The sequence below is a fragment of the Actinomyces israelii DSM 43320 genome, from assembly GCF_000711965.1.
GTDB classification, from domain to species: Bacteria; Actinomycetota; Actinomycetes; order Actinomycetales; family Actinomycetaceae; genus Actinomyces; species Actinomyces israelii.
In genome coordinates, this window is record NZ_JONS01000001.1 from 1 (window position 1) to 26,100 (window position 26,100).

At 71.7% G+C, this 26,100-nt stretch carries 24 protein-coding genes, 1 tRNA gene and 1 pseudogene; 6 read left to right on the forward strand and 20 right to left on the reverse strand.

Annotated features, from left to right (window positions below; translation table 11 throughout):
* Window positions 1-272 (forward strand): annotated as a pseudogene (locus tag O145_RS18555) (hypothetical protein); the annotation flags it as partial.
* A gap of 428 nt (window positions 273-700) precedes the next feature.
* Here O145_RS18555 and coaE read toward each other — a convergent pair.
* From coaE to polA, 4 genes are all read right to left on the reverse strand, one after another.
* Window positions 701-2,023: a dephospho-CoA kinase gene (gene coaE, locus O145_RS19710; RefSeq protein WP_084682260.1), complete on the reverse strand. Its 1,323-nt coding sequence runs from the start codon at window positions 2,021-2,023 to the stop codon at window positions 701-703.
* A gap of 109 nt (window positions 2,024-2,132) precedes the next feature.
* The gene (locus tag O145_RS00015) at window positions 2,133-3,884 is read right to left on the reverse strand and encodes a hypothetical protein (protein WP_052374460.1); all 1,752 of its coding nucleotides are present in this window, start codon (window positions 3,882-3,884) and stop codon (window positions 2,133-2,135) included.
* A gap of 178 nt (window positions 3,885-4,062) precedes the next feature.
* Window positions 4,063-5,517 (reverse strand): 30S ribosomal protein S1, encoded by a 1,455-nt coding sequence (gene rpsA, locus O145_RS00020; protein WP_043557983.1) that lies wholly within the window; start codon window positions 5,515-5,517, stop codon window positions 4,063-4,065.
* A 236-nt stretch (window positions 5,518-5,753) separates the two neighbouring features.
* Window positions 5,754-8,561 (reverse strand): DNA polymerase I, encoded by a 2,808-nt coding sequence (polA, locus tag O145_RS00025; RefSeq protein ID WP_043557986.1) that lies wholly within the window; start codon window positions 8,559-8,561, stop codon window positions 5,754-5,756.
* Window positions 8,562-8,578: 17 nt separating this feature from the next.
* On the opposite strand from polA, the gene O145_RS00030 reads away from it, so the two are divergent.
* Entirely contained in the window at window positions 8,579-9,112 is a 534-nt protein-coding gene (locus O145_RS00030; protein WP_043557987.1) for a PaaI family thioesterase, read from the forward strand.
* A 56-nt stretch (window positions 9,113-9,168) separates the two neighbouring features.
* On the opposite strand, the gene O145_RS00035 is transcribed toward O145_RS00030, so the two are convergent.
* A complete protein-coding gene (locus O145_RS00035; RefSeq protein ID WP_043557990.1) occupies window positions 9,169-9,777 on the reverse strand; it encodes an ANTAR domain-containing response regulator in 609 nt (202 codons plus the stop codon).
* A 77-nt stretch (window positions 9,778-9,854) separates the two neighbouring features.
* On the opposite strand from O145_RS00035, the gene O145_RS00040 reads away from it, so the two are divergent.
* Window positions 9,855-9,928: transfer RNA gene (locus tag O145_RS00040), tRNA-Leu, on the forward strand.
* An 89-nt stretch (window positions 9,929-10,017) separates the two neighbouring features.
* Here O145_RS00040 and pyk read toward each other — a convergent pair.
* A complete protein-coding gene (gene pyk / locus O145_RS00045; protein WP_043557994.1) occupies window positions 10,018-11,436 on the reverse strand; it encodes a pyruvate kinase in 1,419 nt (472 codons plus the stop codon).
* A gap of 209 nt (window positions 11,437-11,645) precedes the next feature.
* Between pyk and O145_RS00050 the strand changes: the two genes are divergently transcribed.
* Genes O145_RS00050 through O145_RS00055 form a run of 3 tightly spaced genes read left to right on the forward strand, consistent with a single transcriptional unit; the run spans window position 11,646 to window position 12,669 of the window.
* Window positions 11,646-12,212 (forward strand): hypothetical protein, encoded by a 567-nt coding sequence (locus O145_RS00050; protein ID WP_043557996.1) that lies wholly within the window; start codon window positions 11,646-11,648, stop codon window positions 12,210-12,212.
* On the forward strand, window positions 12,209-12,346 hold the full coding sequence (locus O145_RS17840; RefSeq protein ID WP_156966547.1) for a hypothetical protein: 138 nt from the start codon (window positions 12,209-12,211) through the stop codon (window positions 12,344-12,346). The genes O145_RS00050 and O145_RS17840 overlap by 4 nt, the downstream gene beginning before the upstream one ends.
* On the forward strand, window positions 12,343-12,669 hold the full coding sequence (locus tag O145_RS00055) for a hypothetical protein (RefSeq protein WP_043557998.1): 327 nt from the start codon (window positions 12,343-12,345) through the stop codon (window positions 12,667-12,669). Before O145_RS17840 ends, O145_RS00055 begins: the two co-directional genes overlap by 4 nt.
* 125 nt (window positions 12,670-12,794) lie before the next feature.
* Here the strand turns inward: O145_RS00055 and O145_RS17845 are convergent, their stop codons facing one another.
* From O145_RS17845 to O145_RS00115, 14 genes are all read right to left on the reverse strand, one after another.
* The gene (locus tag O145_RS17845) at window positions 12,795-13,394 is read right to left on the reverse strand and encodes a Clp protease/crotonase-like domain-containing protein (RefSeq protein WP_156966548.1); all 600 of its coding nucleotides are present in this window, start codon (window positions 13,392-13,394) and stop codon (window positions 12,795-12,797) included.
* A gap of 88 nt (window positions 13,395-13,482) precedes the next feature.
* Window positions 13,483-13,674: a hypothetical protein gene (locus tag O145_RS17850; protein WP_156966549.1), complete on the reverse strand. Its 192-nt coding sequence runs from the start codon at window positions 13,672-13,674 to the stop codon at window positions 13,483-13,485.
* A gap of 181 nt (window positions 13,675-13,855) precedes the next feature.
* Window positions 13,856-14,974, reverse strand: a complete 1,119-nt coding sequence (gene lgt, locus O145_RS00060; protein WP_084682261.1) for a prolipoprotein diacylglyceryl transferase — start codon at window positions 14,972-14,974, stop codon at window positions 13,856-13,858.
* Window positions 14,975-15,799, reverse strand: a complete 825-nt coding sequence (locus O145_RS00065; protein WP_084682262.1) for an indole-3-glycerol phosphate synthase TrpC — start codon at window positions 15,797-15,799, stop codon at window positions 14,975-14,977. It lies immediately after the preceding gene.
* Between the two features lie 115 nt (window positions 15,800-15,914).
* The gene (gene hisI / locus O145_RS00070) at window positions 15,915-16,280 is read right to left on the reverse strand and encodes a phosphoribosyl-AMP cyclohydrolase (protein WP_043558003.1); all 366 of its coding nucleotides are present in this window, start codon (window positions 16,278-16,280) and stop codon (window positions 15,915-15,917) included.
* 127 nt (window positions 16,281-16,407) lie between these two features.
* On the reverse strand, window positions 16,408-16,788 hold the full coding sequence (locus O145_RS00075; RefSeq protein ID WP_404976008.1) for a DUF2752 domain-containing protein: 381 nt from the start codon (window positions 16,786-16,788) through the stop codon (window positions 16,408-16,410).
* 71 nt (window positions 16,789-16,859) lie between these two features.
* Complete coding sequence (locus O145_RS00080) at window positions 16,860-17,129, reverse strand: DUF4190 domain-containing protein (protein WP_043558006.1); 270 nt, start codon at window positions 17,127-17,129, stop codon at window positions 16,860-16,862.
* 263 nt (window positions 17,130-17,392) lie between these two features.
* Window positions 17,393-18,163 carry an imidazole glycerol phosphate synthase subunit HisF gene (hisF, locus tag O145_RS00085; RefSeq protein WP_043558009.1) on the reverse strand — a complete coding sequence of 257 codons (771 nt, stop codon included), beginning with the start codon at window positions 18,161-18,163 and terminating at the stop codon, window positions 17,393-17,395.
* Window positions 18,164-18,221: 58 nt separating this feature from the next.
* On the reverse strand, window positions 18,222-19,598 hold the full coding sequence (locus O145_RS00090; protein ID WP_156966550.1) for an FKBP-type peptidyl-prolyl cis-trans isomerase: 1,377 nt from the start codon (window positions 19,596-19,598) through the stop codon (window positions 18,222-18,224).
* Between the two features lie 38 nt (window positions 19,599-19,636).
* The gene (gene pafA, locus O145_RS00095) at window positions 19,637-21,076 is read right to left on the reverse strand and encodes a Pup--protein ligase (protein WP_043558010.1); all 1,440 of its coding nucleotides are present in this window, start codon (window positions 21,074-21,076) and stop codon (window positions 19,637-19,639) included.
* Entirely contained in the window at window positions 21,073-21,249 is a 177-nt protein-coding gene (locus O145_RS00100; protein WP_043558013.1) for a ubiquitin-like protein Pup, read from the reverse strand. Before O145_RS00100 ends, pafA begins: the two co-directional genes overlap by 4 nt.
* 46 nt (window positions 21,250-21,295) lie before the next feature.
* The gene (locus tag O145_RS00105) at window positions 21,296-23,134 is read right to left on the reverse strand and encodes a proteasome accessory factor PafA2 family protein (RefSeq protein ID WP_043558016.1); all 1,839 of its coding nucleotides are present in this window, start codon (window positions 23,132-23,134) and stop codon (window positions 21,296-21,298) included.
* A complete protein-coding gene (gene arc, locus O145_RS00110; protein WP_043558019.1) occupies window positions 23,131-24,834 on the reverse strand; it encodes a proteasome ATPase in 1,704 nt (567 codons plus the stop codon). The genes O145_RS00105 and arc overlap by 4 nt, the downstream gene beginning before the upstream one ends.
* Window positions 24,827-26,029 carry a tRNA (adenine-N1)-methyltransferase gene (locus tag O145_RS00115; protein ID WP_052374415.1) on the reverse strand — a complete coding sequence of 401 codons (1,203 nt, stop codon included), beginning with the start codon at window positions 26,027-26,029 and terminating at the stop codon, window positions 24,827-24,829. Before O145_RS00115 ends, arc begins: the two co-directional genes overlap by 8 nt.
* Window positions 26,030-26,100: the final 71 nt, after the last annotated feature.

Here is a 26,100-nt window from a genome sequence, read left to right on the forward strand (position 1 = left end):
CAGCCTGGATCCAAGGCCACTGGGGAATAGAGAACCGCCTCCACTGGGTCCGCGACGTCACCTTCGACGAGGACCGCCACCAACTGCCCACAACCACCACCGCCCGAGCCATGGCCACACTCAGGAACACCGCCATCAGCCTCATCCGCCTCACCAGCCCCGACCACCCCAGCCGACAACGCCGAAAAAGCAGCATCGCCTCCACCTGCCGCTACTGGGCAACCCACCCCCACCAAACCCTCCAACAACTCACACAACAACCCACCCCATAACAACGCCGACCCCCTGAGGTCAAGCCCGATACACACAATCAGAGACAGCTCCACTCCGCCCTGGGGCACAGGACGCAGGGCGAGGTCCACCAGGAGCACCGAGCAGTAAGACAAGCAGCCTGAAAGACCGCTTTCAGAGCTGTCCGAGACACGCCCGGCAGTCCAGGGCGAGGTAGGCCGGCCAGCGGGTGACGCCGTCTGTTTTGGTCCTGCTCCTGAGCGGGACCACGATCGCCGTTTCAGCGCCGACGCAGCCTCTACCCGTCAGGGACGGCGAGCCATTGACGGCGACATCGTACAAGGACCAGTCCACGCCCATGACCCACGACCGTGGGCAGGACAGCACCAAGGGGGCAGTTCTCGTTGATGGCCGGCAGCGGGCGGGCCAGTCGGGCCAATGGTCTACTGCTGGGCGGGCATTGTCGACCTCACCCCGCAGCGGCAGCCAGCCGGTGCTCCCACAGCCAGTCGACGCCGTCAGCGAGGTCCTCCCGGGTGCCGTTGTTGAGCAGCAGGACATCAGCTATACGACGGCGCTCCTCGTCGTCGGCCTGGCTGGCCATGCGGCTCATGGCCTCCTCTCGCGACAGGCCCCGTTCCTCCAGGCGCGCGATCCTCAGTGCGAGGGGCGCCTCAACGACCACGACGCAGTCGAAGAGGTCGTCCATCCCCCGCTCCACCAGGAGGGGGACGTCGTACACGGCCACGCCGCCGGGCCCTGCGTTCTCCATGCGCTGGGCCGCCGTCTGGGCGATGCACGGCAGCGTGATCGCCTCGAGCACGCCGCGGGCGCCGGGGTCGGTGAAGACGCGCCCGGCCAGCGCCGCCCGGTCCAGGGCGCCGTCGGCGGTCAGGACCGTCGTCCCGAATGCCGACACGACCGCGGCGAGCGCCGGGGAGCCCGGCTCCACCACCTCCCGGGCGATGGCGTCGGCGTCCACGACGCGGGCGCCGCGCGCGGCGAGCAGGCGCGCCACCGTCGACTTGCCCGAGCCGATGCCGCCGGTGAGCCCCACGCGCAGCGTCCGGCCGCCGCGCGGCACCCTGAGCCTGCCGACGCCCGCCATCGCGGTGCGACGACGGCGGATCAGGTCGGCGAGCTCGACGATGAGCAGACGGAGCACCTCTGCGACCGCCCGGGGGGCCATGACCTTCGAGGGCGGCACGTGGACGAAGCCGATGACGGGCCGCTCCGCCTCGGGCAGGTGGGAGGCGGCGTCGAGCGCCGCGTAGAGCGTGGCGTTGCAGACGTACCGTCCGGCGTCATCCGAACGGGCCGCTGGCAGGCCGGCCGCGCTCAGCCGCCCCACCAGCGCTGCCGCCGGCCATGTCGCGCGCCGCAGCGGTGCGCCGCCGGGGACGAGCTCCTCGCCGGTGGGCCGGAGCCCGGTGTTGTCGGGGATGCGCGCCGTCGCCTCGTTGTAGGCGGTGGTCTCCAGCACCACCGTCCGGGCTCCCGCCTGCTCCCCGACGTGCACGACGACGTCGGGGCGCAGACGCCCGATGACGCTGCGAGCGGCGGCCATCGCCGCGGTGAAGGCGACCGGGAGGATGTCCCGGGTCAGGGCGGCGCTGCCTCCTGCCAGCTCGATGGTCTCCGGCAGGAGCCGCACGGCCTCCCACGAGGCGTTGGAGCCGGCTCCGCCGAAGGGCTCGAATCCGGTGATATGGACCGTCACCGGTCTACTGGCCACGTCTGGGACCACCGTGGCGCAGCTCTGAGGGCCGGGGGCGTCCTGCGTCTGCGTCATGCGGTGAGATTAACGGTATGGGCGCCTGTGAGTCACCTGGATGGCGAGTGAGCATGGTCCGATCGTCGGCGGGAGCGCGAGCGGAACGAGCGCCTCGCACAACACCCGCTCATCCGCCGGCGCCCTCCCGCACCCGGCTCGCCCGGCCGGGCGTCGCCGTCGTCCCCTCGCCGCCGCGGTGCCGGCCGGATCGGCCCCGCCCGTAGGGGGCGACGGCCCGCTCAACCGCAGCGATCCGCTCGGCCACACCGCTGGGGACGGTCTTGCACCGCTCGAGCTCGGCACGCGCACGCCGGCACACGTCTCTCACGCCCGAGGCGCGGGCGGGCTCCGCCTCGACGCCGGCGGCGGTGACCTCGGCCAGCAGCACCAGGGCGATGCTGCTCGTCTCCGGGCTGCCGATGGCGTCGGTCAGGACGGTGAGCCGCTCCTTCATGCGCGAGGTGCCCCAGTCCCCCATCTGCTCGTGCACGCGCCGCCAGTGAGTCCGCGCGGCCCGCGTGTCGTTGCGGGCGCCCGCCGCCCAGGCGGCGATGGCCAGGCTCGCGCACGCCAGCTCGATCCATCCCTGAGACAGGCACAGCTCGCCGGTGTCGAGGGACTCCCGCTCGGCCCGCTCACTCGCGCCCAGGGCCAGCAGCAGCCTGGCGAAGGCGATCCGCAGGGCGACGACGGTCTCGAGCTGGCTGTCGTCGGTGACGAGCTCCAGGGACCTGCTGACCGTCTCCGCCGTCTTCATGGCGCGCTCGTGCACCGAGCCCAGGCCGTACCCCCGGGCGAGGACCAGCAGCTCGTTGACATCCTTCAGCAGCGCGCCCCGGTGCTGCAGACGGTGCTCATCGACGGCGGTGCCGGTCACCGTGCCGTAGGACCGGGCCGCCAGCCCGGAGGCCTCCCCGGCCATGCGCGACTCCACCCGGTAGGACACGCCGTTGTTGCCGTTGCGCTCATCGAAGCGCACGGCGACCGTGCGGGCGAAGGCCGTCAGGGCGTCATAGGCGTGCACCACGGTGTCCCAGCCGGTGACCTTCAGGGAGGGCCCCCAGGACATAGTCCAACTGATCGACGAGCCCAGCGCGTTCGAGCCGTAGCCGGCGCGATTGGCCTCGCGCAGGACGAGGCTGGCTCCGACCGCCGCGTTGAGCAGCCCCCAGGCGGTGGTGTCGCGGGTGTCGCTGAGGTTCGTGTGCCGCAGCAGGGCCAGACCCCGCTCCCACTGCCCCGACAGGCCGAGGTACTCCAGCTGGTCGCCGAGGAGCGGGATGCGCAGCGAGACGGGCGCCTCGACCTGCCCCAGAGCCATCAGGGCGTCCTCGGCCTCGACCTTGCGCCGCTGCGCGAGGTAGGGCAGCAGCGACGCGGCCAGGCTGCGGGCGGTCCCGGCCGGATCGGCGTCCGGTCGCTTGGACGCCCCGGACGTGGTCCGGATGACACCGGAGAAGTCGTCGTGCATGCGGGCGGCCGCTAGCGTCGCTCCGGCGTCGGCGTCGTCGAAGGAGAACAGGCGCGCCACACGCAGTTGCTCGAGCGCGTCGGCTCTCTCGCCGAAGAACGTGCACAGCTCCACACGCGCGTACCGCAGGGGCAACGCGGAGCGGCCCCCCGCCCGACGCAGGTCGCCGCACCGCTCGACGGCCCTGTCGATGTCCGCCCGGGACCGGGTCGGGTCCTCCCCCAGCGCGGCGAGCCAGGTCCTGTCGACCTCCGCCAGGGCGGTGGCCAGGCGCCGGGCGCCCTCCCCCTGCGGGGGCTGCTCCGGGGCGGCGTGCAGAAGCGCGTCGTAGAGGCCCGCCTGCACGGCGGGTGAGCGGACGTCTCCTGGATCGTCAAGCAGATCCGTGAGGTCGTCCCAGGTTGTCATCATCTTCCCCTGCTCGTGGGTCGTGCCCGCGCCGCGGCGCGGACGGGTTCCGGTGTCAGCCTCACACACCGCGAATGATCGCGCGATGGGGAGCCGGGCCCGTCGCGCCCGAGGGCCCGCCCACTCGCTGGTGGGCGGGCCCTCGGCGCGTGCAAGGACTGCTGCAAATCCCGAGCGGTCAGTTCCCGGTCAGCTTCTCGCGCAGAGCGGCCAGCGCCTCGTCGGAGGCCAGGGTGCCGGTCGACTCCGACGCCGCCGAGGAGTAGGACGTGGCGCCGGCCGGAGCCGCCGCGCCGCTGGTGTCCGTGTCCTCCTCCATGGCCCTGGCGACCTGCGCCTTGTGAGCCTCCCAACGCGCGTGGGCGGCCGCGTACTCGGCCTCCCAGGCCTCGCGCTGAGCGTCGAAGCCCTCCAGCCACTCGTTGGTCTCCGGGTCGAAGCCCTCCGGGTACTTGTAGTTGCCGTTCTCGTCGTACTCGGCGGCCATGCCGTACAGCGAGGGGTCGAAGTCCTCCGAGCTGGGGTCCACGCCCTCGTTGGCCTGCTTGAGCGACAGGGAGATGCGGCGGCGCTCCAGGTCGATGTCGATGACCTTGACGAAGACCTCATCACCGACCTTGGCGACCTGCTCGGGCACCTCGACGTGGCGCTGAGCCAGCTCGGAGATGTGGACGAGGCCCTCGATGCCGTCCTCGACGCGGACGAAGGCACCGAATGGGACCAGCTTGGTGACCTTGCCGGGCACGACCTGGCCGATGGCGTGCGTGCGGGCGAACGCCTGCCAGGGGTCCTCCTGGGTCTTCTTGAGCGACAGGGAGACGCGCTCGCGGTCGAAGTCGACCTCGAGGACCTCGACGGTGACCTCGTTGCCGACCTCCACGACCTCCGAGGGGTGGTCGATGTGCTTCCAGGACAGCTCGGAGACGTGGACGAGGCCGTCCACACCGCCCAGGTCCACGAAGGCGCCGAAGTTGACGATGGAGGAGACCACACCGGTGCGGACCTGGCCCTTCTGCAGGGTCTGGAGGAAGTTGGTGCGGACCTCGGACTGGGTCTGCTCGAGATAGGCGCGGCGGGACAGGACCACATTGTTGCGGTTCTTGTCCAGCTCGATGATCTTGGCCTCGAGCTCACGGCCCACATAGGGCTGGAGATCGCGGACACGACGCATCTCGACCAGAGAGGCGGGCAGGAAACCGCGCAAGCCGATATCGAGGATGAGGCCGCCCTTGACGACCTCGATGACGGAGCCGGTGACGACGCCGTCCTCCTCCTTGACCCGCTCGATGGTGCCCCAGGCGCGCTCGTACTGGGCGCGCTTCTTGCTCAGGAGCAGACGACCCTCCTTGTCCTCCTTCTGGAGGACCAGGGCCTCGATCTCGTCGCCGACCGAGACGATCTCATCGGGGTCGACGTCGTGCTTGATGGACAATTCGCGAGCGAGAATGACGCCCTCGGTCTTGTAGCCGATGTCCAACAGGACCTCGTCTCGGTCGACCTTGACGACGGTGCCCTCGACGATGTCGCCGTCATCGAAGTACTTGATGGTCTCGTCGACGGCGGCGAGGATCTCCTCGGTCGAGCCGATGTCGTTGACGGCGACCGGGGCAGGGCTGGGCGTGGTGGTGGTCATTGAGTGGTTGCTCCGAATACGGACAGATAGATCGGGCTGATAGGAACCATGCACCCCCCGTCCCCCGAGCCAGCCCGGACTGACCTCGCGGTACGGCGGCGCGTCTTGACGACACCCAGGGGCGCACAACTCGGACTCTATCAGGACATGCCCAGCGCGTAACCTGTTCGAGATCACCAAAGAAGCCCATAGGTGCCGTGCGATCCCTCACTCCCGCATGACCCGCGGCGCGCGCCTCAGTGAGCGGCGTCCCGCCAGGTCCCGCCCCGACCGATCGATACGTCCAGGGGCACCGACAGCTCGGCGGCGCCCCCCATGCACCGGCGCAGAACGTCCTCGACGGCGTCCGCCTCGCCCGGCGCGACCTCGGCGAGCAGCTCGTCGTGGATCTGCAGGAGCAGCCGCGAGCCCAGCTCCGCGGCCTGAAGGGACTGGGCCACGTCGATCATCGCCTTCTTGACGATGTCGGCCGCGCTGCCCTGAATGGGGGCGTTGAGCGCGGCGCGCTCCGCCATCTCCCGGCGCTGCCGGGTGTCGCTGGTCAGGTCCGGCAGGTAGCGGCGCCGCCCGAACATGGTCTGGGTGTAGCCGTCGCGCCGGGCCTGCTCGACGACGCCCTCGAGGTAGTCGTGGACCCGGCCGAAGCGGGCGAAGTAGGCGTCCCGGAGGGTCGCCGCCTCGGCGTTGTCGATCCCCAGCTGCTTGGCCAGCCCGTAGGTGGACAGCCCGTAGGCGAGCCCGTAGCTCATGGCCTTGACGTGACTGCGCTGCTCAGCGGTGACATCGGCCACGTCGATGTCGTGGACCAGGGCGGCCACGTAGCGGTGCAGGTCCTCCCCGCTGCGGAAGGCCTCGATGAGCGCCTCGTCCCCCGACAGGTGGGCCATGATGCGCATCTCGATCTGGGAGTAGTCGGCGGTCATCAGGCACTCGTACCCCTTGCCGACGGTGAACGCCTCCCGGATGCGCATGCCCTCCTCGGTGCGCGCGGGAATGTTCTGCAGGTTCGGGTCCGTCGAGGACAGCCGCCCGGTGGCGGTGATCGTCTGCTGGAAGGTGGTGCGGATGCGCCCATCGGCCTGGACGGCCTTACGCAGGCCCTCGACGGTCTGACGCAGCTTGATGGCGTCGCGGTGCTCCAGCAGGCCCGCCAGGAAGGGATGGCCGGTCTTGGCGTACAGCGCGGCGAGGGCACCGGCGTCGGTGGTGTAGCCGGTCTTGGTCCTGCGGGTCTTGGGCATGTCGAGCTCATCGAACAGGACCGCCTGGAGCTGCTTGGGGCTGGAGAGGTTGAGCTCGTGGCCCGCGGCGGTGTAGGCGGCCTCGGCGGCGTGGTTGACGCGGGCGTCGAGCTCGGTCTCGCGAGCGAGGAGCACGGCGTCGTCCACGGCGATGCCCGCATCCTCCATCTCAGCCAGGGTCGCGGCCACGGGCATCTCCAGCTCGGTGAAGAGCACCTCGGCCTCCCGCCGGCGCAGCTCGCGCCCCAGGGCGGCGGCGAGGTCCCCCTGGACGGCGGCGCGCCGGGCGGCGGCCAGCACCTGGGCCGGGACGGCGTCCGAGTCCTCCGATGCGGTCAGGGCCTTCAGGTCGAAGGAGGTCTGCGCCTGGCCGTCCTCGTTGTCCCCGAGCGCCTCCAGGTCGATGCCCAGCCAGCGCTGCGCCAGGGAGCCGACGTCGTAGCCGCGCTGCTCAGGACGGCACAGGTAGCCGGCCAGCGCCGGGTCGAAGACGACGCCGTCCAGGGGCAGGCCGCGGGCGTGCAGAGCGTGCCAGGCGCCCTTGGCGTCGGTGACCACCAGGGGCGTCTCGGTGCCGCCGAGCAGCCCGGCCAGCGCCGACTCGTCCTCGGGCGCGGCCAGCGCCGGGTCGACGACGACGGCGGCGCGGGAGTCGGACAGTGCGATCGCGGTGGCGTCGGCCTGGCCGGGGCGCAGCGTGCCGGCGACGTCGAGACCGAGGAGACGGGGCCCTCCGTCGTCGTCCGTCAGGTGAGCCGAGAGCCACTCCCCCAGCGCGCCGGGGGCGAGGTCGCGGCCGAGCACGGCGACCTCGAGGGCGTCGAGGCGGGCCGACGGCGAGTTCTCGCCGTCGGCCGTGACCGCGCCGTCGATGCCACCAGCGGCATCGGAGAAGGTCAGGATCCGCTGGGCCCGCTGGTGGAGGGTGCGGAACTCCAGGACCTCCATGACGCGGGCCAGCGCGCCGCGGTCGGCCGGGCGCAGGGTCAGGTCGGCGGCGGGCGCCACGCCCAGGTCGAGGTCGGTCACCAGGCGGTTGAGGCGGCGGTTGCGCACAACGTCGGCCATGTGGTCGCGCAGGGACTGGCCCGCCTTGCCCTTGATCTGGTCGGCGCTGGAGATCACGCCATCGAGTCCGTCGTACAGGGTGATCCACTTCGCCGCAGTCTTGGGGCCGACCCCGGGCACGCCCGGCAGGTTGTCGCTGGACTCGCCCACCAGGGCGGCCAGCTGGGGGTAGCGCTGCGGCGGGACCCCATAGCGCTTCTCGACCTCCGCCGGAGTCATGCGCCGCAGGGTGGACACGCCCTTGACGGGGTAGAGCACGGTGCAGCGGTCGGTCACGGTCTGGAAGGAGTCGCGGTCGCCGGAGCAGACGAGGACCTCCATCCCCTCGGCCTGGGCCGAGGCGGCCAGGGTGGCGAGGATGTCGTCCGCCTCGTAGCCGGAGGCGGTCAGGGCTCGCACGTTCATCGCCTCCAGCACCTCCTCGATGAGCTCGACCTGCCCGACGAAGGGCTCCGGGGTCTCGTCGCGGGTGCCCTTGTACTCGGCGTACTCCTCGGTGCGGAAGGTCCCGCCGGGCAGGTCGAAGGCGACGGCGACGTGAGTCGGCTCCTCGCGCTCGAGCAGGGACAGGAACATGGAGACGAAGCCGTGCACGGCGTTCGTACTCTGCCCGGTGGAGGTTGTGAAACTGTCCACAGGCAGGGCGTAGAAGGCCCGGAAGGCCATGGAGTGGCCGTCGATGAGGAGAAGACGTCCGGCGGGCTCGGCGGCGGGACTGGTCGTGGTGGTGCTCACCGTGCCAGCCTACGGGCATGAGCAGCGACCAGTTCCCGACCTCCCGCTCCGCCGACGTGCCCGTGGCCTTCCCCGCCAAGGCGGTACGGCCCTTCCCCGACCCGCGCCCCGCCGGTTCCGCGGTCAGCGCGGTCAGCGCCGTCGGCGCGTCGGGCCTGTCGGACTCCGAGCGGGGGACTCTCATGGCGACGCTGCGCATGGAGGTGCTGGAGCGCTCCGCGGAGCGCACGGTCGTGCGCATGCCCGTCGACGGCGCCCGCCAGGTCCTCGGTATCCTGCACGGGGGCGCGAGCGCGGCCCTTGTCGAGACGGCCGCCTCGGTGGCGGCGCACGAGGCCGCCCCGGACGACATGGCGCCGCTGGGCACCGAGCTCCAGGTCAGCCACCTGCGCCCCGCCCAGCGCGGCTGGGTGACGGCGGTGGCAACCCCCGTTCACCGGGGCCGGCGCACCGCCGTCTACGAGGTGAGGGTCAGCGACGAGGACGGCCGTGCAATCGCCCGGGGGACGCTGCGCAGCCTCTTCACCGCCACCGCCGTCCAGGAGGGCTGAGGCGCGGTCAGTCGCTCACCGACCGCTCACCGACCGCTCACCGACTCGGCGTGCGCTCAGTTCCCGTTCTTGGCGCCGACCTGCTCGATAACGGCGTCGGCGACCTCGCGCATGGTCAGGCGGCGGTTCATGGAGGTCTTCTGCAGCCAGCGGAAGGCCTCGGGCTCGCTCAGGCCCATCTTCTCCATGAGCAGCCCCTTGGCGCGGTCGACGCGCTTGCGGGTCTCGAAGCGCTCCTGCAGATCGGAGATCTCGCTCTCCAGGGACTGGATCTCCTCGTGGCGCGACAGGGCGATCTCCAGGGCGGGGATCAGGTCGGCCGGGGTGAAGGGCTTGACGACGTATGCCATGGCGCCGGCCGCGGAGGCCCGATCGACGAGCTCGGTCTGCGAGAAGGCGGTGAGCATGACCACGGCGCAGCTGTGCTTGTCCAGAATGCGCTCGGCCGCGGTGATGCCGTCCAGGACCGGCATCTTGACGTCCATGACGCACAGGTCGGGCTCGTGCTCGTAGGCCAGGCGCACGGCCTCCTCGCCGTCGGCGGCCTCGGCGACGACCTCGTATCCGGCCTCGGTGAGGGTCTCGACGATGTCCAGGCGGATCAGGGTCTCATCCTCTGCGACAAGAACCCTGCGGGTTCGGGAGGTGCTTGACTCGTTGCTCACGGGGGTGATCCTAGTATGGTGGACCACGATGCCGCGCGAGCAAGGCGCGTCCCTGTGAGCGCGACCACTTATGCTGCGCCTCCATAGCCCAACTGGCAGAGGCATCCGACTCAAAATCGGAGTGTTGTGGGTTCGAGTCCCACTGGAGGTACCGATGCGCGGCGGGCCCCGCACCCAGAAGGTGCGGGGCCTCACCATGCCTCTCGGCGTCCCTCGGCCCGCTGCCTGCGGGCCGACGGGTCAGTCGAACTCGCCGACCGTGTGGACGCGGATCGAGTTCGTCGACCCGGGCGTGCCCGGGGGCATGCCCGCCACAATGATGACGGTGTCGCCGGCCTGCGCGAAGTGCCTGCGCTGGAGCAGGTCATCGACCTGGGCCACCATCTCATCGGTGTGCTCGACCTCCGGCACCTCGTAGCACTGCACGCCCCAGGACACCGCCAGCTGGTTGCGCGTGGAGTGCAGCGGGGTGAAGGCCAGCAGCGGGAGGGGCGAGCGCAGCCGCGACAGGCGCCGGGCCGTGTCACCGGACTGGGTGAAGGTCACCAGGTGGGTGACGTCGAGCTGCTCGCCCATCTCGGCGGCCGCGCGCGTCAGGGCGCCGCCGCGAGTCTGGGGGTAGGAGCCCAGACCGGGGATGCGGTCCCCGCCGTTCTCCTCCACGTTCTCAATGATGCTGGCCATCGTGCGCACGGCCTCGATCGGGTAGGCGCCCACCGAGGTCTCGCCGGAGAGCATGACGGCGTCGGCGCCGTCGAGGATGGCGTTGGCGCAGTCGGAGGCCTCGGCCCGGGTGGGGCGCGGGTTCTGGATCATGGACTCCAGCACCTGGGTGGCGACGATGACCGGCTTGGCCTGGCGCCGGGCCAGCTCGATGGCCCGCTTCTGGACCAGCGGCACGGCCTCCAGCGGCATCTCGACACCCAGGTCGCCGCGGGCGACCATAATGCCGTCGAAGGCGGAGACGATGTCGAAGAGGTTGTCCACCGCCTGGGGCTTCTCGATCTTGGCGATGACGGGGATACGCACCCCGGCTTCGTCCATAATGTCGTGGACGTCCTTGATGTCGTCGGCGCTGCGGACGAAGGACAGGGCGATGAGGTCGGCGCCGATCTTGATGGCCCAGCGCAGGTCATCGCGGTCCTTCTCGCTCAGGGCCGGCACCGAGACGGCGACGCCGGGAAGGTTGAGGCCCTTGTGGTTGGAGACGTAGCCGGGCACCTCGACCTTGGTGACGACGTCGGTGTCGGTGACCGTGATGACGCGCACGGCGACATTGCCGTCGTCGATGAGGAGGCGGTCGCCGGGGCGGCAGTCCCCCGGCAGGCCCTTGAAGGTCGTCGAGACGCGCTTGACGGTGCCCAGGATGTCGTCGGTGGTGATTGTGAACTCGTCGCCCTTGTTGAGCATGACCTTCTGGTCGTTGACGAAGGTGCCCAGGCGGATCTTGGGGCCCTGAAGATCGACGAGGATGGCTACGGGGCGCCCGGAGGTCTCGGCGGCGTCCCGCACGCGGGCGATGACGTCCTCCTGGTCCTCGGCGCGTCCGTGGGAGCGGTTGATGCGTGCGACGTTCATGCCGGCGTCTACAAGCGCCTGCACGTGCTCGGGAGAATCGGTGGCTGGTCCCAGGGTGCATACGATCTTTGCTCTGCGCATGAGGCCTAGCCTACACGCCCCGCGTGCCGCGGCTCCGGCCGAATTCGGCCGAATCTTGACGGGTGCGGGGCGGGCCGCGCCCCGCACCGAGGCGCCCAGCACCGGTTCCCGTACCGGCGCCGCCCGAGCGTGCCGCCGGTCCCGGGCGGACCGGAAGGTGGACAAGGGCCGGTCCCTGCGCTCCGGCGTCGACGGGGACAGGTGCCACCGTGGCCGGTCAGGATGAGTCCGCCTTCGTCAGGGTCCATGACGCCGAGTACATCCGAGCTTCCAAGCGGCCCCACCTGACGGCGACCCCGCGCGTCTACGCCCCTGACGTCAAGGACAACGCCCAGCGCAAGGATCTCGTCCTGGCCTCGATGGATGATGAATCCGTCTACGGCTCCGACCTCTGCAGGCTCGAGTTCGGCAGGGCCGTGGAGCACGGGCTGCTCACCAGCTACAAGGCCCTGGTGCTCACGGTCTCCGAGGCCCAGGTGAGCCGCACCCTTCAGAGCTCCTTCGCCGCCAACGGCGACCTCGCACTGGATGATGCCGCCAGGATCGTCGGCTGTTGGAACGCCTTGGCCAAGCAGACCCAGGACCCCGCCGACTACGAGGCGGATCCGGGCGTCATGCGCACAGCGGTCGCCTTCGCCAGCGATATCAGGACCTGCGAGCGCTTCGCCGGGGCGGTCGACGGAGTGGTGGATATGAACCTGGAGCGGACCCGTCAGGCCAGCGAGGCCCCCGGCAATGCCCTGTCCCTTGGGCCCGTCATGTGGACGGCACCGTGAACGCCATGGAGCGCAACGAGGCGCTGCGGCGGCTCAAGCGCGCGCCGATGGAGGGGGACTCCTGCCGCACCCCCACCAATGCGCGCTGCCTGAGTGAGGGCGTGGACGTGGCCGCGCTGATGGTAATAAGTTGAACGAGCTGCACGCCAGCGAGATCCTCCTGCTCGCCTACTACATCGCCTGCGCCAACATCGAAGTGGCATACCGCGACCTGGCTGTGGAGGCCGGGATCCTCGAGGCGGAGCAACAGATGGCTCCGGAGGGAGGGGTGGAAGAGCGTGTCCTCTTCCTGCCCTTCGAGGGGATCGTCCTGGCGGACACCTTCCAGATGACAGAGGACGGCGATGTCCTGGACCGCACCGTCTTCACCCACGACAACGAGCGTGCCGAGGCCCAGTCGGGCCTGGACATCCTCCTACATCCGTGCGATCCGCTGGGCCACCGACCGACTGGGTGAGGCTGGCCCGCCGTCCCGCCGTCCGTCGTCGGGTCGAAAACGCCCGGCTCCTTACGGCCCGGCCAGCCGCACCCACTTCCATGGGGACGCCTAAACACCGGAGGCCGGCTGGCCAGCTCACCGAGTCATCGATCAATAAGTTCATCCACACACTCAAACCCCTCCAAGAGGTCATCGTCAGCATCAACAGCCACAAGCCCCCCTGCCACTGGCGTACTAACCGTCAGGAGTCGGGCAAGACGACTCTTGCAACAAGGCCTAGCTGAGCGGGCCCGCGCGAGCATGAGCATGTTCACGTCCGCAAGAAGTGAGGCGAACAAGGCGTAAGATCCAGGATTCGCCGTCATCCGCCGCTCTGCCTCCTCAACGGCTGCGACGACGTTCTTGGCACTGGCCATCGAAGGGCCGCCGGAGTCATCGGTGAAGATCATTGCGGATCGATAGGGCCGAGATCTCCACCAGATCTCCACCAGATCTCCACCAGGTCCCATGACGACGTGATGAGCCCCGAGGCACACAATCGTTGCGGCACTCTTGGCCATGTCCGGAACCAGGATCGTGAGTTCACGGCATCGTGCCTGCATGGAGCGAACCGTGCGGAGCGCCGTCTCGCCATCACCGCCCGGAGAGCACAGCAAGAGGTGCAGGTCCTTAGCGGAACCACAGTCGACCAGGAGCGCCTCGAGGATCGTCATGCCGGTAGCGGTGATCTGGTCAATGACCACGATCAGATTTGCCCCACTGAGTTCTTGATATTGCGCAGTCAGCTCCTGGCGGACATAACGACCCGTGTGCTCGGCGTGCGGGCGGACATCAGATCCTGCCGACCACGGGGCGGAAGCTCTTGATCTTGCCACTGCACAGCTCGGCGCCTGGGCTGCGAGCCTCCTTCACACGTTGTACCTGAGCCGCCCAGCCCTGTTCCTGTTTCTCCGTCGAGGGGCGGAGCGCCGGCGTCGTGGGAGGATGCTCAGCAGGTGTTGCAGAAGACGTCGTCGTCATCATGCACCTCCTGGAGCAGTAAGGACTTCGTCCATGATATGGGCCCAAGGGCCTAGTCTGCAGTGACCCAGTCACCCAACCACCCGGGCAGAGGTGCTGGGCGCCGGGGAACCGCGGCCCTGCCGTGCGATCCGAAGCCTGGATGCTGAACCGCTCCTCCCGCTGCTGCGAGCGCAGCGTCCCGCTACTCGGCCCCGCGGTCGTCGTCGTGCGTGTCCGCCGCCACGGGCCTCTCACCCGGCTCCTCGGCATTTGCGTCAGCCTCCGCGCCCGCAGCCCCGGACGGCGCATCCGCCTGACCGGGCGCACCTGCCTCGGCACATGCATCGTCTGCCCCATCGGGCGAGTCCGCAGCAGGCTTCTCGTCCGGCTTCTCGGGATCAGGATCCCCCGCCTCATCCGCCTCGCCCGGCCCGTCCGCCGTCTCGGGCCCGGCTTCGGCCGCCTCGGCCTCAGAAGCACCGCCCTCCCCGGCACCCTCGGTGACCGCGTCGTCGAGGTGGCGGCGCGAGACCATGATGTAGCCGACCAGGCCGAGCAGGAAGACGAGTATCGAGGTCCACACGTTCAGGCGCATCCCGAGCACGCGGTGGGCCTCATCGACGCGCAGGACCTCGATCCACACGCGCCCCGAGGTGTAGACCATGAGGTAGGCCCACATGAGCCGGCCGCCCACCGCCCCGTCGCGGCGCGCCAGGTAGCGCCCGAGCCAGACGAGGAGGGCGGCGCCCGCCGCGTTCCACAGCGCCTCGTACAGGAATGTCGGGTGGAACAGGGTGCCCGGGGCGTACCCGACCGGCAGGTGGGCCCTGTCGATCTCCAGGCCCCAGGGCAGGGTGGTGGGCCCGCCGAACAGCTCCTGGTTGAAGTAGTTGCCGAAACGCCCCAGCGCCTGGGCGATCAGGATCGTCGGGACGGCGGCGTCGAAGAAGGGCCCCAGCCGCAGCCCGCGCCGGCGGAGCATCCAGACGCCGGCGGCCACCCCGAAGGCCACGCCTCCCCAGATGCCCAGCCCACCGTGCCAGATCTGCGGGATGAGGGCCGGGTCCCCGCCCGGACCGAGGTAGGCGTCCGGCGAGGTGACCACATGGTAGAGCCGCGCGCCGACAATGCCGACCGGCACCGCGACCAGGGCGACGTCCAGGGCCGTGTCGCGCGGCCCGCCCAGCGCCCGGTAGCGGCGGTCGGTCCACCACACCGCCACGAAGACGCCGGCGAGGATGCACAGGGCGTAGGCGCGCAGCGGGAGCGGCCCGATATGCCACACGCCCTGGGCGGGGCTCGGAATGGAAGCGGTGAGCACTCAGAGAACCTCTCTATGGGCTGAGGGGAGAAGCGCCGGGTGGCTGCCTGCGGCGACCAGCTCGGCGACGAACTGCTGGGGGTCGGCCGAGCGGATGACGGCCTCCCCCACGACGACGATATCGGCCCCCGCACGCGCGTAGCTCATGACATCGTGCGGCCCGGAGACGCCGCCGGTGGCCATGCGGGTCACCGACGCGGGCAGCACCTCGGCAACCTGCTCGAAGCGGGAGCGGTCGATAGCCCGGGTGTCCGGATCGCGCGCATCGACCGACACGTAGCGCGCGCCCGCCGACACCGCCGTCAGCGCCTCGCGCCGGGAGTGGGCCTCAACGACCGCCGCCATGCCCAGGGAGTGCGTGCGCTCAATGAGCGACTCCAGGACGAGCGGGGCGAGGCGGGCGTCCAGGACGAGCATGTCGGCCCCGTGGGCACGCGCCTCGTGAACCTGGTAGGGGGTGACGATGACGTCGTTGGCGAGCACGGGCACGTCCACGGCCCCGCGCACCGCGTCCAGGTCCGCCAGGCGCCCGCGGGAGCGGATCGGCTCGGTGACCACGGACACGCAGGCGGCCCCGCCGGCCTCGTAGAAGCGGGCGAGGACGGCCACGTCGCCGACCCCGGACAGGTCGGCGAAGGTCGCGGTGGCGCGCTTGACCTCGGCGATCACGGACACGACCCGCCCGGGGGCTCGCAGCGCCGAGGCGACATCGCGCGCGGTGGGGCCCGATCGGGTCCTCTCGCGCAGCTCCTTCAGCGGGGTGGATCTCTGCCGGGATGCGGCGGCGGACCGTGCGGCTGCGACCAGGTCGGCGAAGGCCATCACGGGGCGCCACCTCCTACACGCGTGATACAGGAACCGCGCGGGCGCGCCCAGCAGATGTGCCGGCGGCGCCCGCCGGGGCCATCGTCCCCGGCGGGCGCCGCCGAGGCAAATCCGCTCAACCGGTGGGACGCTCCCCCACCACCGCCGCGAGATCTCCACCGGCCCCGAAGCAGGTGCGCTCACCGGTGTGGCAGGCGGCCCCGACCTGATCGACCTCGACCAGCAGGGCATCGCCGTCGCAGTCGATGCGGACGGCCTTGACGTACTGGTGGTGACCCGAGGTGTCGCCCTTGCGCCAGTACTCCTGACGGGAGCGGGACCAGAAGGTGACTCGGCCCTCACTCAGGGTGCGGGCCAGCGCCTCGTCGTCCATCCACCCGACCATGAGGACCTCGCGGGTGTCGTACTGCTGGACGACGGCGGCGACGAGCCCCGCCGCGTCGCGCTTGAGCCGGGATGCGATTGAGCGAGGAAGAATCACGACGGCGATTCTTCCACGCCGGGCGCCCACGAGCCGCCGGCCGGGCGCTCGCGCCGGCTCCAGGCACTGCGTTCGGCCCGATCCCACGGGCAGGAGTCGACTCCGCCGTGTCGTCCGGCAGCCGCGCTCAGCCCGCCGGGCCCAGGAGCGGGCCCAGGTAGACCCACATGCCCGGCAGGTTGCGCACGACGGCGAACACCGCGGCGACGGCGAAGAGCGCCACTGCCTCGTGCGCGGACACGAAGGGGCGGGTGCCGCCGGCGCGGCGACTAACCAGCCAGCGCACCACGAGGAGGACGGCGAGCACCTCAAACCCCAGGGCGAAGGGGTTATAGCCGATCGCCTCGGTCAGGTTGCCGTGGAGGAGCGCCCGAGTCGCCCGCGTGCCGCCGCACAGGGGGCACCACATGCCGGTCGTGCGGTGCAAGAAGCACAGGTCCGGGCCGGCCGCGGAGGGGCGCAGGCCGCCGATAACAACCAGTGCGCCGGGAAGACAGGCCGCGGCCACCATGACGCCCACGCGGGAGCGATGATGACCGCGACCATGCCCGTCGAAGGGGGAGCCGCAGGCTCCGGTCATCATGAAACGTTGCCGACGATCTGGCCCAGGATGCCGGTGCTCAGGGCGACAATGGTCCACACGATCGACAGCGACCCCATAATGAGGCCGGCGATGGCCATGCCCTTATTGGAGGCGCGCCCCTCCTTGGCGGCCTGCATCCCGAGGTAGCCCAGGATGATTGCGGGAATACCGGTGAAGAGCCCGCAGCAGACCAGGCTGGCGATACCCAGTCCCAGCGCCCAGCCGCCCAGGTTGTTCTTCTCCGTCGATGCCCCAAAGGGGGTCATTCCCGGGGCATACCCCCCCCGGGCTGCGCCTGGCCCGGGTACTGCTGATAACCAGGCTGGCCACTCGGATAGGCACTCGGGTCGTTCGAGCCGCCGTAAGGGTTCTGATTCGGGTCGTAGTTCGTCATGGATGCACTCTTCGCTTGGGAACAACATTGCGGAAACTCGTGGAGCATACCTCAGAAGGGAACTCGTCGAGCATACCGGGGACGAGACTACATGTTCTGACTGATCTGCGCCCACCCCTCACGAGCGCGGGCAGATCACCTCACCGGGTGGCCCGCATCGCGCAGGGCCCTCTTGGCCGCCCCGATGGTCAGCGTGCCGTAGTGGAAGACGCTCGCCGCCAGCACCGCGTCCGCGCCGTGGTCCGCGGCCGCGGTGAAGTCCTCGGCCCGGCCCGCACCGCCGGAGGCGATCAGCGGGACACTCACCTCGCCCCGGACGTCGTCGAGCATCTGCAGGTCGAAGCCGCCGGTCACGCCGTCGGCGTCCATGGAGTTCAGCAGGATCTCGCCGGCCCCCAGGTCGACAGCCCGCACCGCCCAGCGGACGGCGTCGATGCCGGTGGAGCGGCGCCCGCCATGGGTGGTGACCTCGTACCCCGACGGGGTGCTTACGCCCTCCGGGCAGCGCCGCGCGTCCACCGACAGCACCAGCACCTGGCTGCCGAAGCGCTCGGCGACCTCGGACAGCAGCCTGGGCCGGTTGATGGCGGCGGTGTTGATGCCGACCTTGTCCGCCCCGGCACGCAGGAGGCGGTCGACGTCCTCGACGCTGCGAACCCCTCCACCCACGGTCAGTGGCACGAAGACCTGCTCCGCGGCGGCCGAGACGACCTCCAGCATGGTGGACCGGCCCTCTGCGGAGGCGGACACGTCCAGGAAGGTGATCTCGTCGGCGCCCTGGGCGTCGTAGCGCTTGGCGAGCTCCACCGGGTCGCCCGCGTCCCGCAGGCCCGTGAAGTTCACTCCCTTGACCACGCGCCCGTCCTTGACGTCAAGGCACGGGATGACGCGGACGGCGACGCTCATAGCAGCTCCTGAACGGATGAGGGGTGCGGATCGTATCAGGGCGGCGCGCGGGCGCCGCCTACTGGTTGGTGGCGCCCGGACTGGCCCCCGGAGTCACGTGCACGGTTCCGGGGCCGGGATCGGGGCTCTCACTGGGTAATGCGGCGGTGTCGGCTCCCCCGTCGTCGTCGATGGCCAGGACGTCGATGACAACGGCGACCGCCCCCTCGCCGGCTGCCTGGTCCGCGGGGATGGCGATGACGACCCGACTGCCCACCTGGATGTCAACCAGGTGCTCCTTGACTCCCGCCAGGGCGTTGTTCATGTTGATCGTGCCCGGCGGGGTGGTCGTGCCGTAGGTGGTGGCGTGCTGCACGCCGTCGGCCCAGCTCACGGTGGAGTACCTGGCCAGGACGGTGCAGTCGGCCTGGACCTGGGGTCCGTCGCCCTGCACGAGGACGGCGGCGGTCGAGCGCGTGGGCGCCGGAAGCCCCTGCACGGACAGCCCCGCCGTGCCATCGGCGTTCATCGTCACCGTCGGCATGCCCTCCGCAGGCTCTTGAGCCGTTCCAGTCGCGGTGGTGGGCAGGATGTCGATCACCGTGATCTCAGTGGTCTTGGTCTGGTCGTCCCTTGTCTGCGGAGCGCGCACGACAATGCGTGAGCCCTCGGTGACCCCCGTGACCGCATTGGCGAGATCGGTTCCGATCTTGTCGGCGTCGAGCGTGCCGGGATACAGACGCGTCCCCGTCGCGGTACCGGTGACGTTCGTGCCGTCGTTGCCGTCGAAGACCGCCACGGACAGCAGGACGGCGTCGCCGGCGCCCAGGACACGGCCCTCGCCCATGACGACCTGATCGGTGCTCATGACCGTGGCGGGGGTGAGATGGCCCTTGAGCGACAGGACGGGAAGGGCTCCCACGCGTCCGGCGACCTCCAGCACCGTATCGAGCGGGCCGTCCGCACTGACGCTTCCACCGGGATTCGTGCCCGAGGACCCGAGGGAACCCGCCAGCCCCCCCCACACGCGCGCCACGACCAGGGGCGCGGCAACAATGGCCACCGTCGCCACGACCGCCAGGATGACGGCGACGCGTCCTCGCGGCCGGGGGCGTCCCAGCGCGGCGCCGATCGCGCGCTGGGCGCCCGTGGAGGTGGGGGGCTCGGCCGGTGAGGGGGCCGACGGCGGCGCCTCTGCAGGCCCGGTCCCGGGCGACGCGGCCATCGGGGCGGAGGCGGCGCGACGGGACGCCCCGGCCGCCGGCTGCTCGGCGCGCCCCGCCGGGCCGTACTGCGTCCAGGGCGCCCCCGGGGCGGGCGGCGCGGCGCGGTGGGGGTCTGCGACCTGACGGGCACGCTCCAGCTCACGCTTTTGGCGACGCGTCAACGGCTGGCCGTCCTGCCCCACCTGGGGCAGTCGTGTCGTTTCGCGGGGGGAGGGTGAGAAGGTAGCCATCGGACTTTCCAGTCTGCCAGATGTTGTCGTGCCGCGTCTCAGACGCCGGCGGGTGAATCGGCGGCGGGGGTCCCGTCAGGCGCGTCCATGGCCCTCATGAGTGCGTCGACCCGCTCATCGACGGCGCTGAAGGGGTCGCGCAGGGCGACGGGCCGGGTGCGGCCGTCGTCGAGGCGCAGGTTCACCCAGTCGGCCGACAGGTCCCGGCGCAGGTCCTGCGCCCGCCCGATCGCCGTGCCCCGCAGGTGCGCGCGCGTGGTGGCCGGCGGGGTGTCGACGGCGGCGCGGCACGCCTCCTCGCCGACGAAGCGCCGCAGCAGCCCGGCCCGCTCCAGCTTCAGGCGCAGTCCGTCGCTCGGGCTCACGTCGTGGTAGGCCAGGGCGAGCCGCGCCAGGCGCGGGTCGTCGAGCCCGACGCCGGTGCGCTCGGCGTAGCGGGTCAGGAGCTGGTGCTTGGCCGCCCAGTCCAGGTCCTCGGCCACGTCCTGGGGCCTGCCCGAGCCCACGGCCTCAAGCCCCCGCTCCCACAGGTCGAGGACGTGGCGCTGCAGACCGGTCAGGTCCAGGTTCCGGGCGTGCTCGCTCACCCTGGCCAGGTGCTCGGTCTGCAGGTCCACCGGCGTCATGGTGCGTCCGTCGGCGAGCTCCAGGGCGACCGAGCCTGTCAGGTCGTGGCAGGTGTCGCGGATGGCCCTCATGGGGATGGCGAGCTGGAGGTCCGCCAGGCTCCCGCCCTCCTCGAGGTAGTCCAGCAGCAGGTCCATGGCCCCGACCTTGAGGAGGGTGGAGCCCTGGGCGATGTTGGAGTCGCCGACGATCACGTGCATGCGCCGGTAGAGCTCGGCGTCGGCGTGGGGCTCGTCGCGGGTGTTGATCAGGGGGCGGGCGCGAGTGGTCGCCGAGGAGACGGCGTCCTCCATCTGGTCGGCCCGCTGGGAGAAGACGTAGCGTGCGGGGGCCCGGCCGCCGCCGGGCAGGATGTGCCCGGCGCCGACGAGGATCTGGCGGGTGACCAGGTGGGGCACGAGGGTGCGGGCGTCGTTCCAGAAGCTGCCGCGGCGGCGCACGAGGTAGTTCTCGTGGCAGCCGAAGCCGGCGCCCTCGGCGTCGAGGTTGTTCTTGAGCAGGTGGATGCGGCCGGGTACGCCCCGCCGGGCCAGGCTGGCGCTGGCCTGCTCGGCCAGGTCGGCCATGGTGATCTCCCCGGCCCGGTCCTGGGCGAGCAGGTCCTCCAGGCGGTCGCACTCCGCAGTGGCGAACTCGGGGTGGGAGCCGACATCGAGGTAGAGGCGGGCCCCGCCGCGGGTGAAGACGTTGGAGGAGCGGCCCAGGCGCACGACGGGCTCGAAGAGCTCGCGTGCGGCGTGGTCGGCGTCCAGGGGCGGAGGGCCTCCCGTCGCCGAGGCGCAGGTGATGCCGTACTCGGTCTCCACGCCGATGATCCGCCGCGCCGGTCTGTGCGGGCGCGGCACTCCTATTCGCCGCCCTTCTGAACGAATCCCTGCACGAAGGCCGCGGCGTTGGTCTCCAGGACGGAGTCGATCTCGTCGAGGATGTCGTCGACGCCGGCCACCTGGGCCTGGCCGACCGCCTCGGAGGCCTCGTCGCCGCCGTGGCCCCCGGTGGGCTGGATCTGCTCGTGGGTGCTCATGGTGCCTCCTGCCTGACTCGGGGCGCCGCCCGGCGCTCCTGTGGGTTCAGTCTGCCCCCAGGCCCCGGTGTGGCCCAATTGTGACCTGGACCTGGCCCAGCACGTCGGCGACCCGCTGCGCATCGGCCCGCACGTCGTCCGGCAGGGCGAGCCGCAGCAGGCGCTCGTGGTCGGGCAGGTCCAGCACCAGGCTCGTCCAGGAGGCCGCGACGACCTCGGCGTGACGGGCCACGGCCGGCCCGCGGATGGCGGCGCGCGTTCCGGACGGCGGGGAGCCAGCGGCAGCCTCGACCTCGGCGTCGGTGGTCAGGCGGCGGGTGCGGCCCGCCGCAATGAGCCGCTCCGCCACGCCGTGGCCGGTGCGCAGGTCGGCCCACTGGATGTCGAGGGCCGCCAGGCGCGGGTCGTCCCAGCCCGCGCCGGTCCTGGCGCGCATGGCGTCGCACAGCTGCTTCTTGGCGACCCACTCCACGAGCGCGGCGGCGCGTGTGGTGGCCCCGGGCTCTCCGGAAGCACCCTGCGCCGCCGCGTAGCACTCCAGCGCGGTGAGGGTCTCCTCCCACAGGGCGACGGCGAAGGCCGTCTCCTCGCCGACGTGCTCGCGACCGGTGCCGCCGTAGTCCTCCTTCAGGGCGTCCGCGACCGCCTCCAGGTGCGCCCGCTGGATCTCCAGGGCCGTCATCGGGCCGGAGACCGTGACCAGGGGGCGGGTCAGGGCGGTGTCGTGGGAGGTCGCCCAGTGCTCCTCCACCGGGTCGTGGACCAGGCGCAGGGGCGCCAGGGAGCCCAGCCGGTCCCGGCGGGCCGCCGCCCGCTCGAGGTACCACAGGAGCAGGTCGGTGGTGGCGACCTTGAGGTAGATGGGGGCGTCGAAGCGGTTGGCGTCGCCGTTGATAATGTGCAGGCGGCGGAAGCGCGCGGCGTCCGCGTGCGGCTCGTCGCGGGTGTTGACGATCGGACGGTTGAAGGTGGTCTGCAGGCCGACGTCGCTCTCGACGTAGTCGGCGCGCTGGCTCATCTGGAAGCCGGGGCGCTGGGAGCGCTGGCCGATGCCCACGCGCCCGGCCCCCGCGATGACGGGGCGGGTGACGAGGAAGGGGATGAGGGCCGGGACGAGGTCGCTGAAGGCGAGGTCGCGGCGCACCAGGTAGTTCTCGTGGGAGCCGTAGGTCGCGCCCTTGCCGTCGACGTTGTTCTTGTACAGGACGACCTCGCCGGGCACCACTCCCCCGGCGCCCTCGGCCAGCGCGATCATGGCCCGCCGGGCGACCAGCTCGCCGGCGCGGTCCCACACGACGGCGTCGTGGGGCGTGAGGACCTCCGGGGAGGAGTACTCGGGGTGGGCGTGGTCGACGTACAGGCGGGCGCCGTTGGTCAGCACCACGGTGGAGGCGCGCGGAAGCGCGGCCTCAACCGCGTTGGGGCGCGGCCTGGTCCCCCACGGGGCGGGCGGCGGGTCCGCCTCCGTGGGCTCTCCCGGGCCGTCGCGAAGCGGCGACCGGGACGCCGGCCGCCCCACCGGGGCGCCGTCCGCCGGGGCACGACCGGGATGCGCGCCGGGCCCGCGGCCGGGGGCATCGCCGGAGGGCGCGGGGCGGGCGGGGTCGTCGGTGAGCAGACTGGGGTGGGCGGCGGCCCGGTCGAGGTGCCCGCCGCGCAGGTCGGCGAGAGGGTCCTCGCCCTCGTAGTCCCAGCGCACGGCCCGCGCCGGGGCGCCATCCGGGCCGCTCACGCCCGGACGCGAGACCATGCCGTAGGCCTCCACGACCCGGCTGGCCATGACGACGGCGCCAGCGTAGGGGTTGCCCGGCTGAAGGACCCCGAACTCGGTCTCAATGCCGACGGGCCGCGTCACCGGGCCGAAGGCTGGTGCGGGCTGGCTCATGCGCCCTCCCTCGACGTCTCGGCCGGTGCGGCGGTCAGGCGCCGCACTAGGCGGATGGGCTCGCCGCGGCGGCCGACGAGGCGGGCCCAGTCCTCCGGGCCGGCGGCGCCGGTGATCTCCTCGTTCTGGCGGGACTCGGCCGCGACGGCCTCCAGGACGCGGGCGGTGGACAGCCCGCCGCTTCCGCCGTCCAGCTCGTCCTTGATGGCGGCGGTCTTGGCGCGCGCGACGATGGCGGCGAGCATGGCGCCGCTGGCGAGGTCGGCGAGGTAGAGGGTCTCCCGCGCGCCGGAGGCGTAGGTGATCTCGAGCGCCTCGGTGTCGGGGGAGCGGGCGTACAGGGCGCGGACGGCGGCCCGGCGCATGGAGACGGCGGCCGCCTCCCGGTCGCCGCCGGCGGCGGCGAGCTCCGCCGGGTCGAGCGGCAGGTCGGCAGTGAGGTACTTCGACAGGATCTCCAGGGCGCCGTCGGCGTCGGGCCGTCCGACGCGGATCTTCACGTCGAGGCGTCCCGAGCGCAGGATGGCGGGGTCGATCATGTCCTCCCGGTTGGAGGCCCCGATAATGACGACGTTGCGCAGGGACTCCACGCCGTCGATCTCCGCCAGGACCTGCGGGACGATCATGGTCTCGACGTCGGAGGACACCCCGGTGCCGCGGGTGCGGAACAGGGCCTCCATCTCGTCGAAGAAGATGACGACGGGCCGGTCCTCGGCGGCGACCTTGCGGGCCTGGACGAAGATGGCGCGGATCTGCCGCTCGGTCTCGCCGACGAACTTGCTCAGCAGCTCGGGGCCCTTGATGTTGAGGAACGCGGCGGGAGGCCTGCTCGCCTCCGGGCCTCCGGCCGGGGTCGCCGAGCCCGCCAGGGACGTGGCCACGGCCTTGGCGATGAGCGTCTTGCCGCAGCCGGGCGGGCCGTACAGGAGCAGCCCCTTGGGAGCGCGCAGGCCGTAGGCGCGGTACAGGTCGGGGTGGGTGAAGGGCAGCTCGAGGGCGTCGCGGATCTGGCTGATCTGGGGGCCGAGGCCCCCGATGTCGTCCCAGGAGACGTCGGGGGTCTCGGTGACCACGAGATTCTCGACGCTGGTGCGCTCGATCAGGGCGGTGGCGACGCCGGCGCGCGGGTCCGCGGCCAGGGTGTCGCCGGGTTTGAGGGTGTCGGGGCGCAGGTGGCCCGCCAGGTGGACGACGCGGGTGGCGCCCGACCCGGTGGCAACCAGGGCGCGGGACGCGCCGGAGGCGGAGGGGGCCAGGATCTCCTCCAGGGTGACGGCCTCGCCGGTGTCGGGGGCCGGCAGGGCGTCGACGACGAGCATCTGGTCGTTGACGGCGACGAGCCGGCCGACAACCAGGTCGTCGGCGTCAAGACGCGCATGCACGCCCAGGCGCATGGGCCTCCCGCCGAGCACGACGTCGACCTCCCCCGGCGGCTCGGGGTGCGCGGCGGTCTCCTGCCGCCCGGCATCCGGGGCGGGAGGCCGGGCGGGGACACCGGTGAGCAGCGCGAGGGTGACCGGCGGCCGGGTGACGGCGTCGAGCTGGGCGCCCAGCTCGGTGATGCGCTCGCGGGCGGCGGTGAGCGCCGCGACGAGGCGCTCGTTCTTCGCGGCCAGGCTGACGGCCTCGGTGCGGGCCTCGCGCAGCTGGTGGCTGGCGAAGCCGGGCGAGGGCATGCCCAGGGGCTGGGCGTCAGGCACGGTGCTGTACCTCCTCGGCCTCCTCGCCGACGGCCGCCGGGCCGCCGGACAGGACGGGGGTGGCGTCCTCGGGCTGCTTGGCGAGGCAGTCGCGCAGGACGCGGCGGACCTTGCGGTCGCTGCTCACGCGCTCCCCCACGTCCTGCGGCGCCCAGTAGCCGCCGTCGTCGTAGGCGCCGCGGGCGGGCGGGCGCTTGCGGCTCAGGGGGTGCGAGCCAGCGGCCAGGCGCCGGGCGGTGATGAGGAAGCCGGTGTGGGCGACCATGCGGTGGTCGGGGCGCACGGACAGGCCGTCGACGTTCCAGGTGCGCACCATGGACTCCCAGGACTCGGGCTCGGTGAACAGGCCGCAGTGGCGCAGGGCCTCGACGGTTCGGGAGAGCTGGGTGACGGTGGCGACGTAGGCCAGGAGGAGGCCGCCGGGGGCGAGCGCGCGGGCGCAGGCGGCGACGTTCTCCCAGGGGGCCAGCATGTCCAGGACGATGCGGTCGATGGAGGCCGCCTCTATGCGGGTGTCGACCACCTCGGCGAAGTCGCCGGTGCGCAGCTCCCAGGCCGGGTGGTGGCCGCCGAACCAGGAGTCGACGTTGGAGGCGGCGATCCGGGCGAAGTCGGGGCGCCGCTCGATGGAGACCAGACGCCCGTCCTCGCCGATGGCGGACAGCAGGCTCATGGTCAGCGCCCCCGAGCCGACGCCGGCCTCCAGGACGCGCGCGCCGGGGAAGATGTCGCCCATGGCGACGACCTGGCCGGAGTCCTTGGGGTAGACGACCTGGGCGCCGCGGGGCATGGACAGGACGTAGTCGGCGAGCAGGGGGCGCAGCAGGAGGAGCTCGTGGCCGGTCTCGGTGGTCAGCACGGTGCCCTCCTCCAGGCCGACGACGTCGCGGTGGCGGAAGCTGCCGCGTCGGGACTGGAAGCAGCCGCGGGGGTCGAGCCGGAAGGTGTTCCTGGCGCCCTTGGTGTCGGTGACCTGAACGCGCTCGCCGTAGCGGAAGGGGCCGCGGCGTCCGGCCTGGCCGAGAGCCTTCTGGGTGACGGACCGCGCGGGGGGCGCGGGCACCGGCTGCGCGGCCCGGCGGGGCTCGCGCGCGCCGTCGGGGCCGCCGGCCTCGCCCGCGTCGCCGTGCCGGCCGGCGCGGGAGACGACGGCGTCCCCGCTCGGCTCGGGGTCCCCGGAGTTCTGCTCGCTCATCGAGGACGAGTCTAGTGAGTGCCGTGCGCCCGCCACCCAGTGGTCCGCAGGGCGGTACGCGGCGGCGGACG

What these genes read in the sequence shown, in the direction of transcription:
- coaE (WP_084682260.1), bottom strand. Translation starts at nt 2,023, where the DNA reads ATGACGCAGACGCAGGACGCCCCCGGCCCTCAGAGCTGCGCCACGGTG.
- O145_RS00015 (WP_052374460.1), bottom strand. Translation starts at nt 3,884, where the DNA reads ATGACAACCTGGGACGACCTCACGGATCTGCTTGACGATCCAGGAGAC.
- rpsA (WP_043557983.1), bottom strand. Translation starts at nt 5,517, where the DNA reads ATGACCACCACCACGCCCAGCCCTGCCCCGGTCGCCGTCAACGACATC.
- O145_RS00030 (WP_043557987.1), top strand. Translation starts at nt 8,579, where the DNA reads ATGAGCAGCGACCAGTTCCCGACCTCCCGCTCCGCCGACGTGCCCGTG.
- pyk (WP_043557994.1), bottom strand. Translation starts at nt 11,436, where the DNA reads ATGCGCAGAGCAAAGATCGTATGCACCCTGGGACCAGCCACCGATTCT.
- O145_RS17850 (WP_156966549.1), bottom strand. Translation starts at nt 13,674, where the DNA reads ATGATGACGACGACGTCTTCTGCAACACCTGCTGAGCATCCTCCCACG.
- O145_RS00080 (WP_043558006.1), bottom strand. Translation starts at nt 17,129, where the DNA reads ATGACCCCCTTTGGGGCATCGACGGAGAAGAACAACCTGGGCGGCTGG.
- hisF (WP_043558009.1), bottom strand. Translation starts at nt 18,163, where the DNA reads ATGAGCGTCGCCGTCCGCGTCATCCCGTGCCTTGACGTCAAGGACGGG.
- O145_RS00090 (WP_156966550.1), bottom strand. Translation starts at nt 19,598, where the DNA reads ATGGCTACCTTCTCACCCTCCCCCCGCGAAACGACACGACTGCCCCAG.
- O145_RS00100 (WP_043558013.1), bottom strand. Translation starts at nt 21,249, where the DNA reads ATGAGCACCCACGAGCAGATCCAGCCCACCGGGGGCCACGGCGGCGAC.
- O145_RS00105 (WP_043558016.1), bottom strand. Translation starts at nt 23,134, where the DNA reads ATGAGCCAGCCCGCACCAGCCTTCGGCCCGGTGACGCGGCCCGTCGGC.
- O145_RS00115 (WP_052374415.1), bottom strand. Translation starts at nt 26,029, where the DNA reads ATGAGCGAGCAGAACTCCGGGGACCCCGAGCCGAGCGGGGACGCCGTC.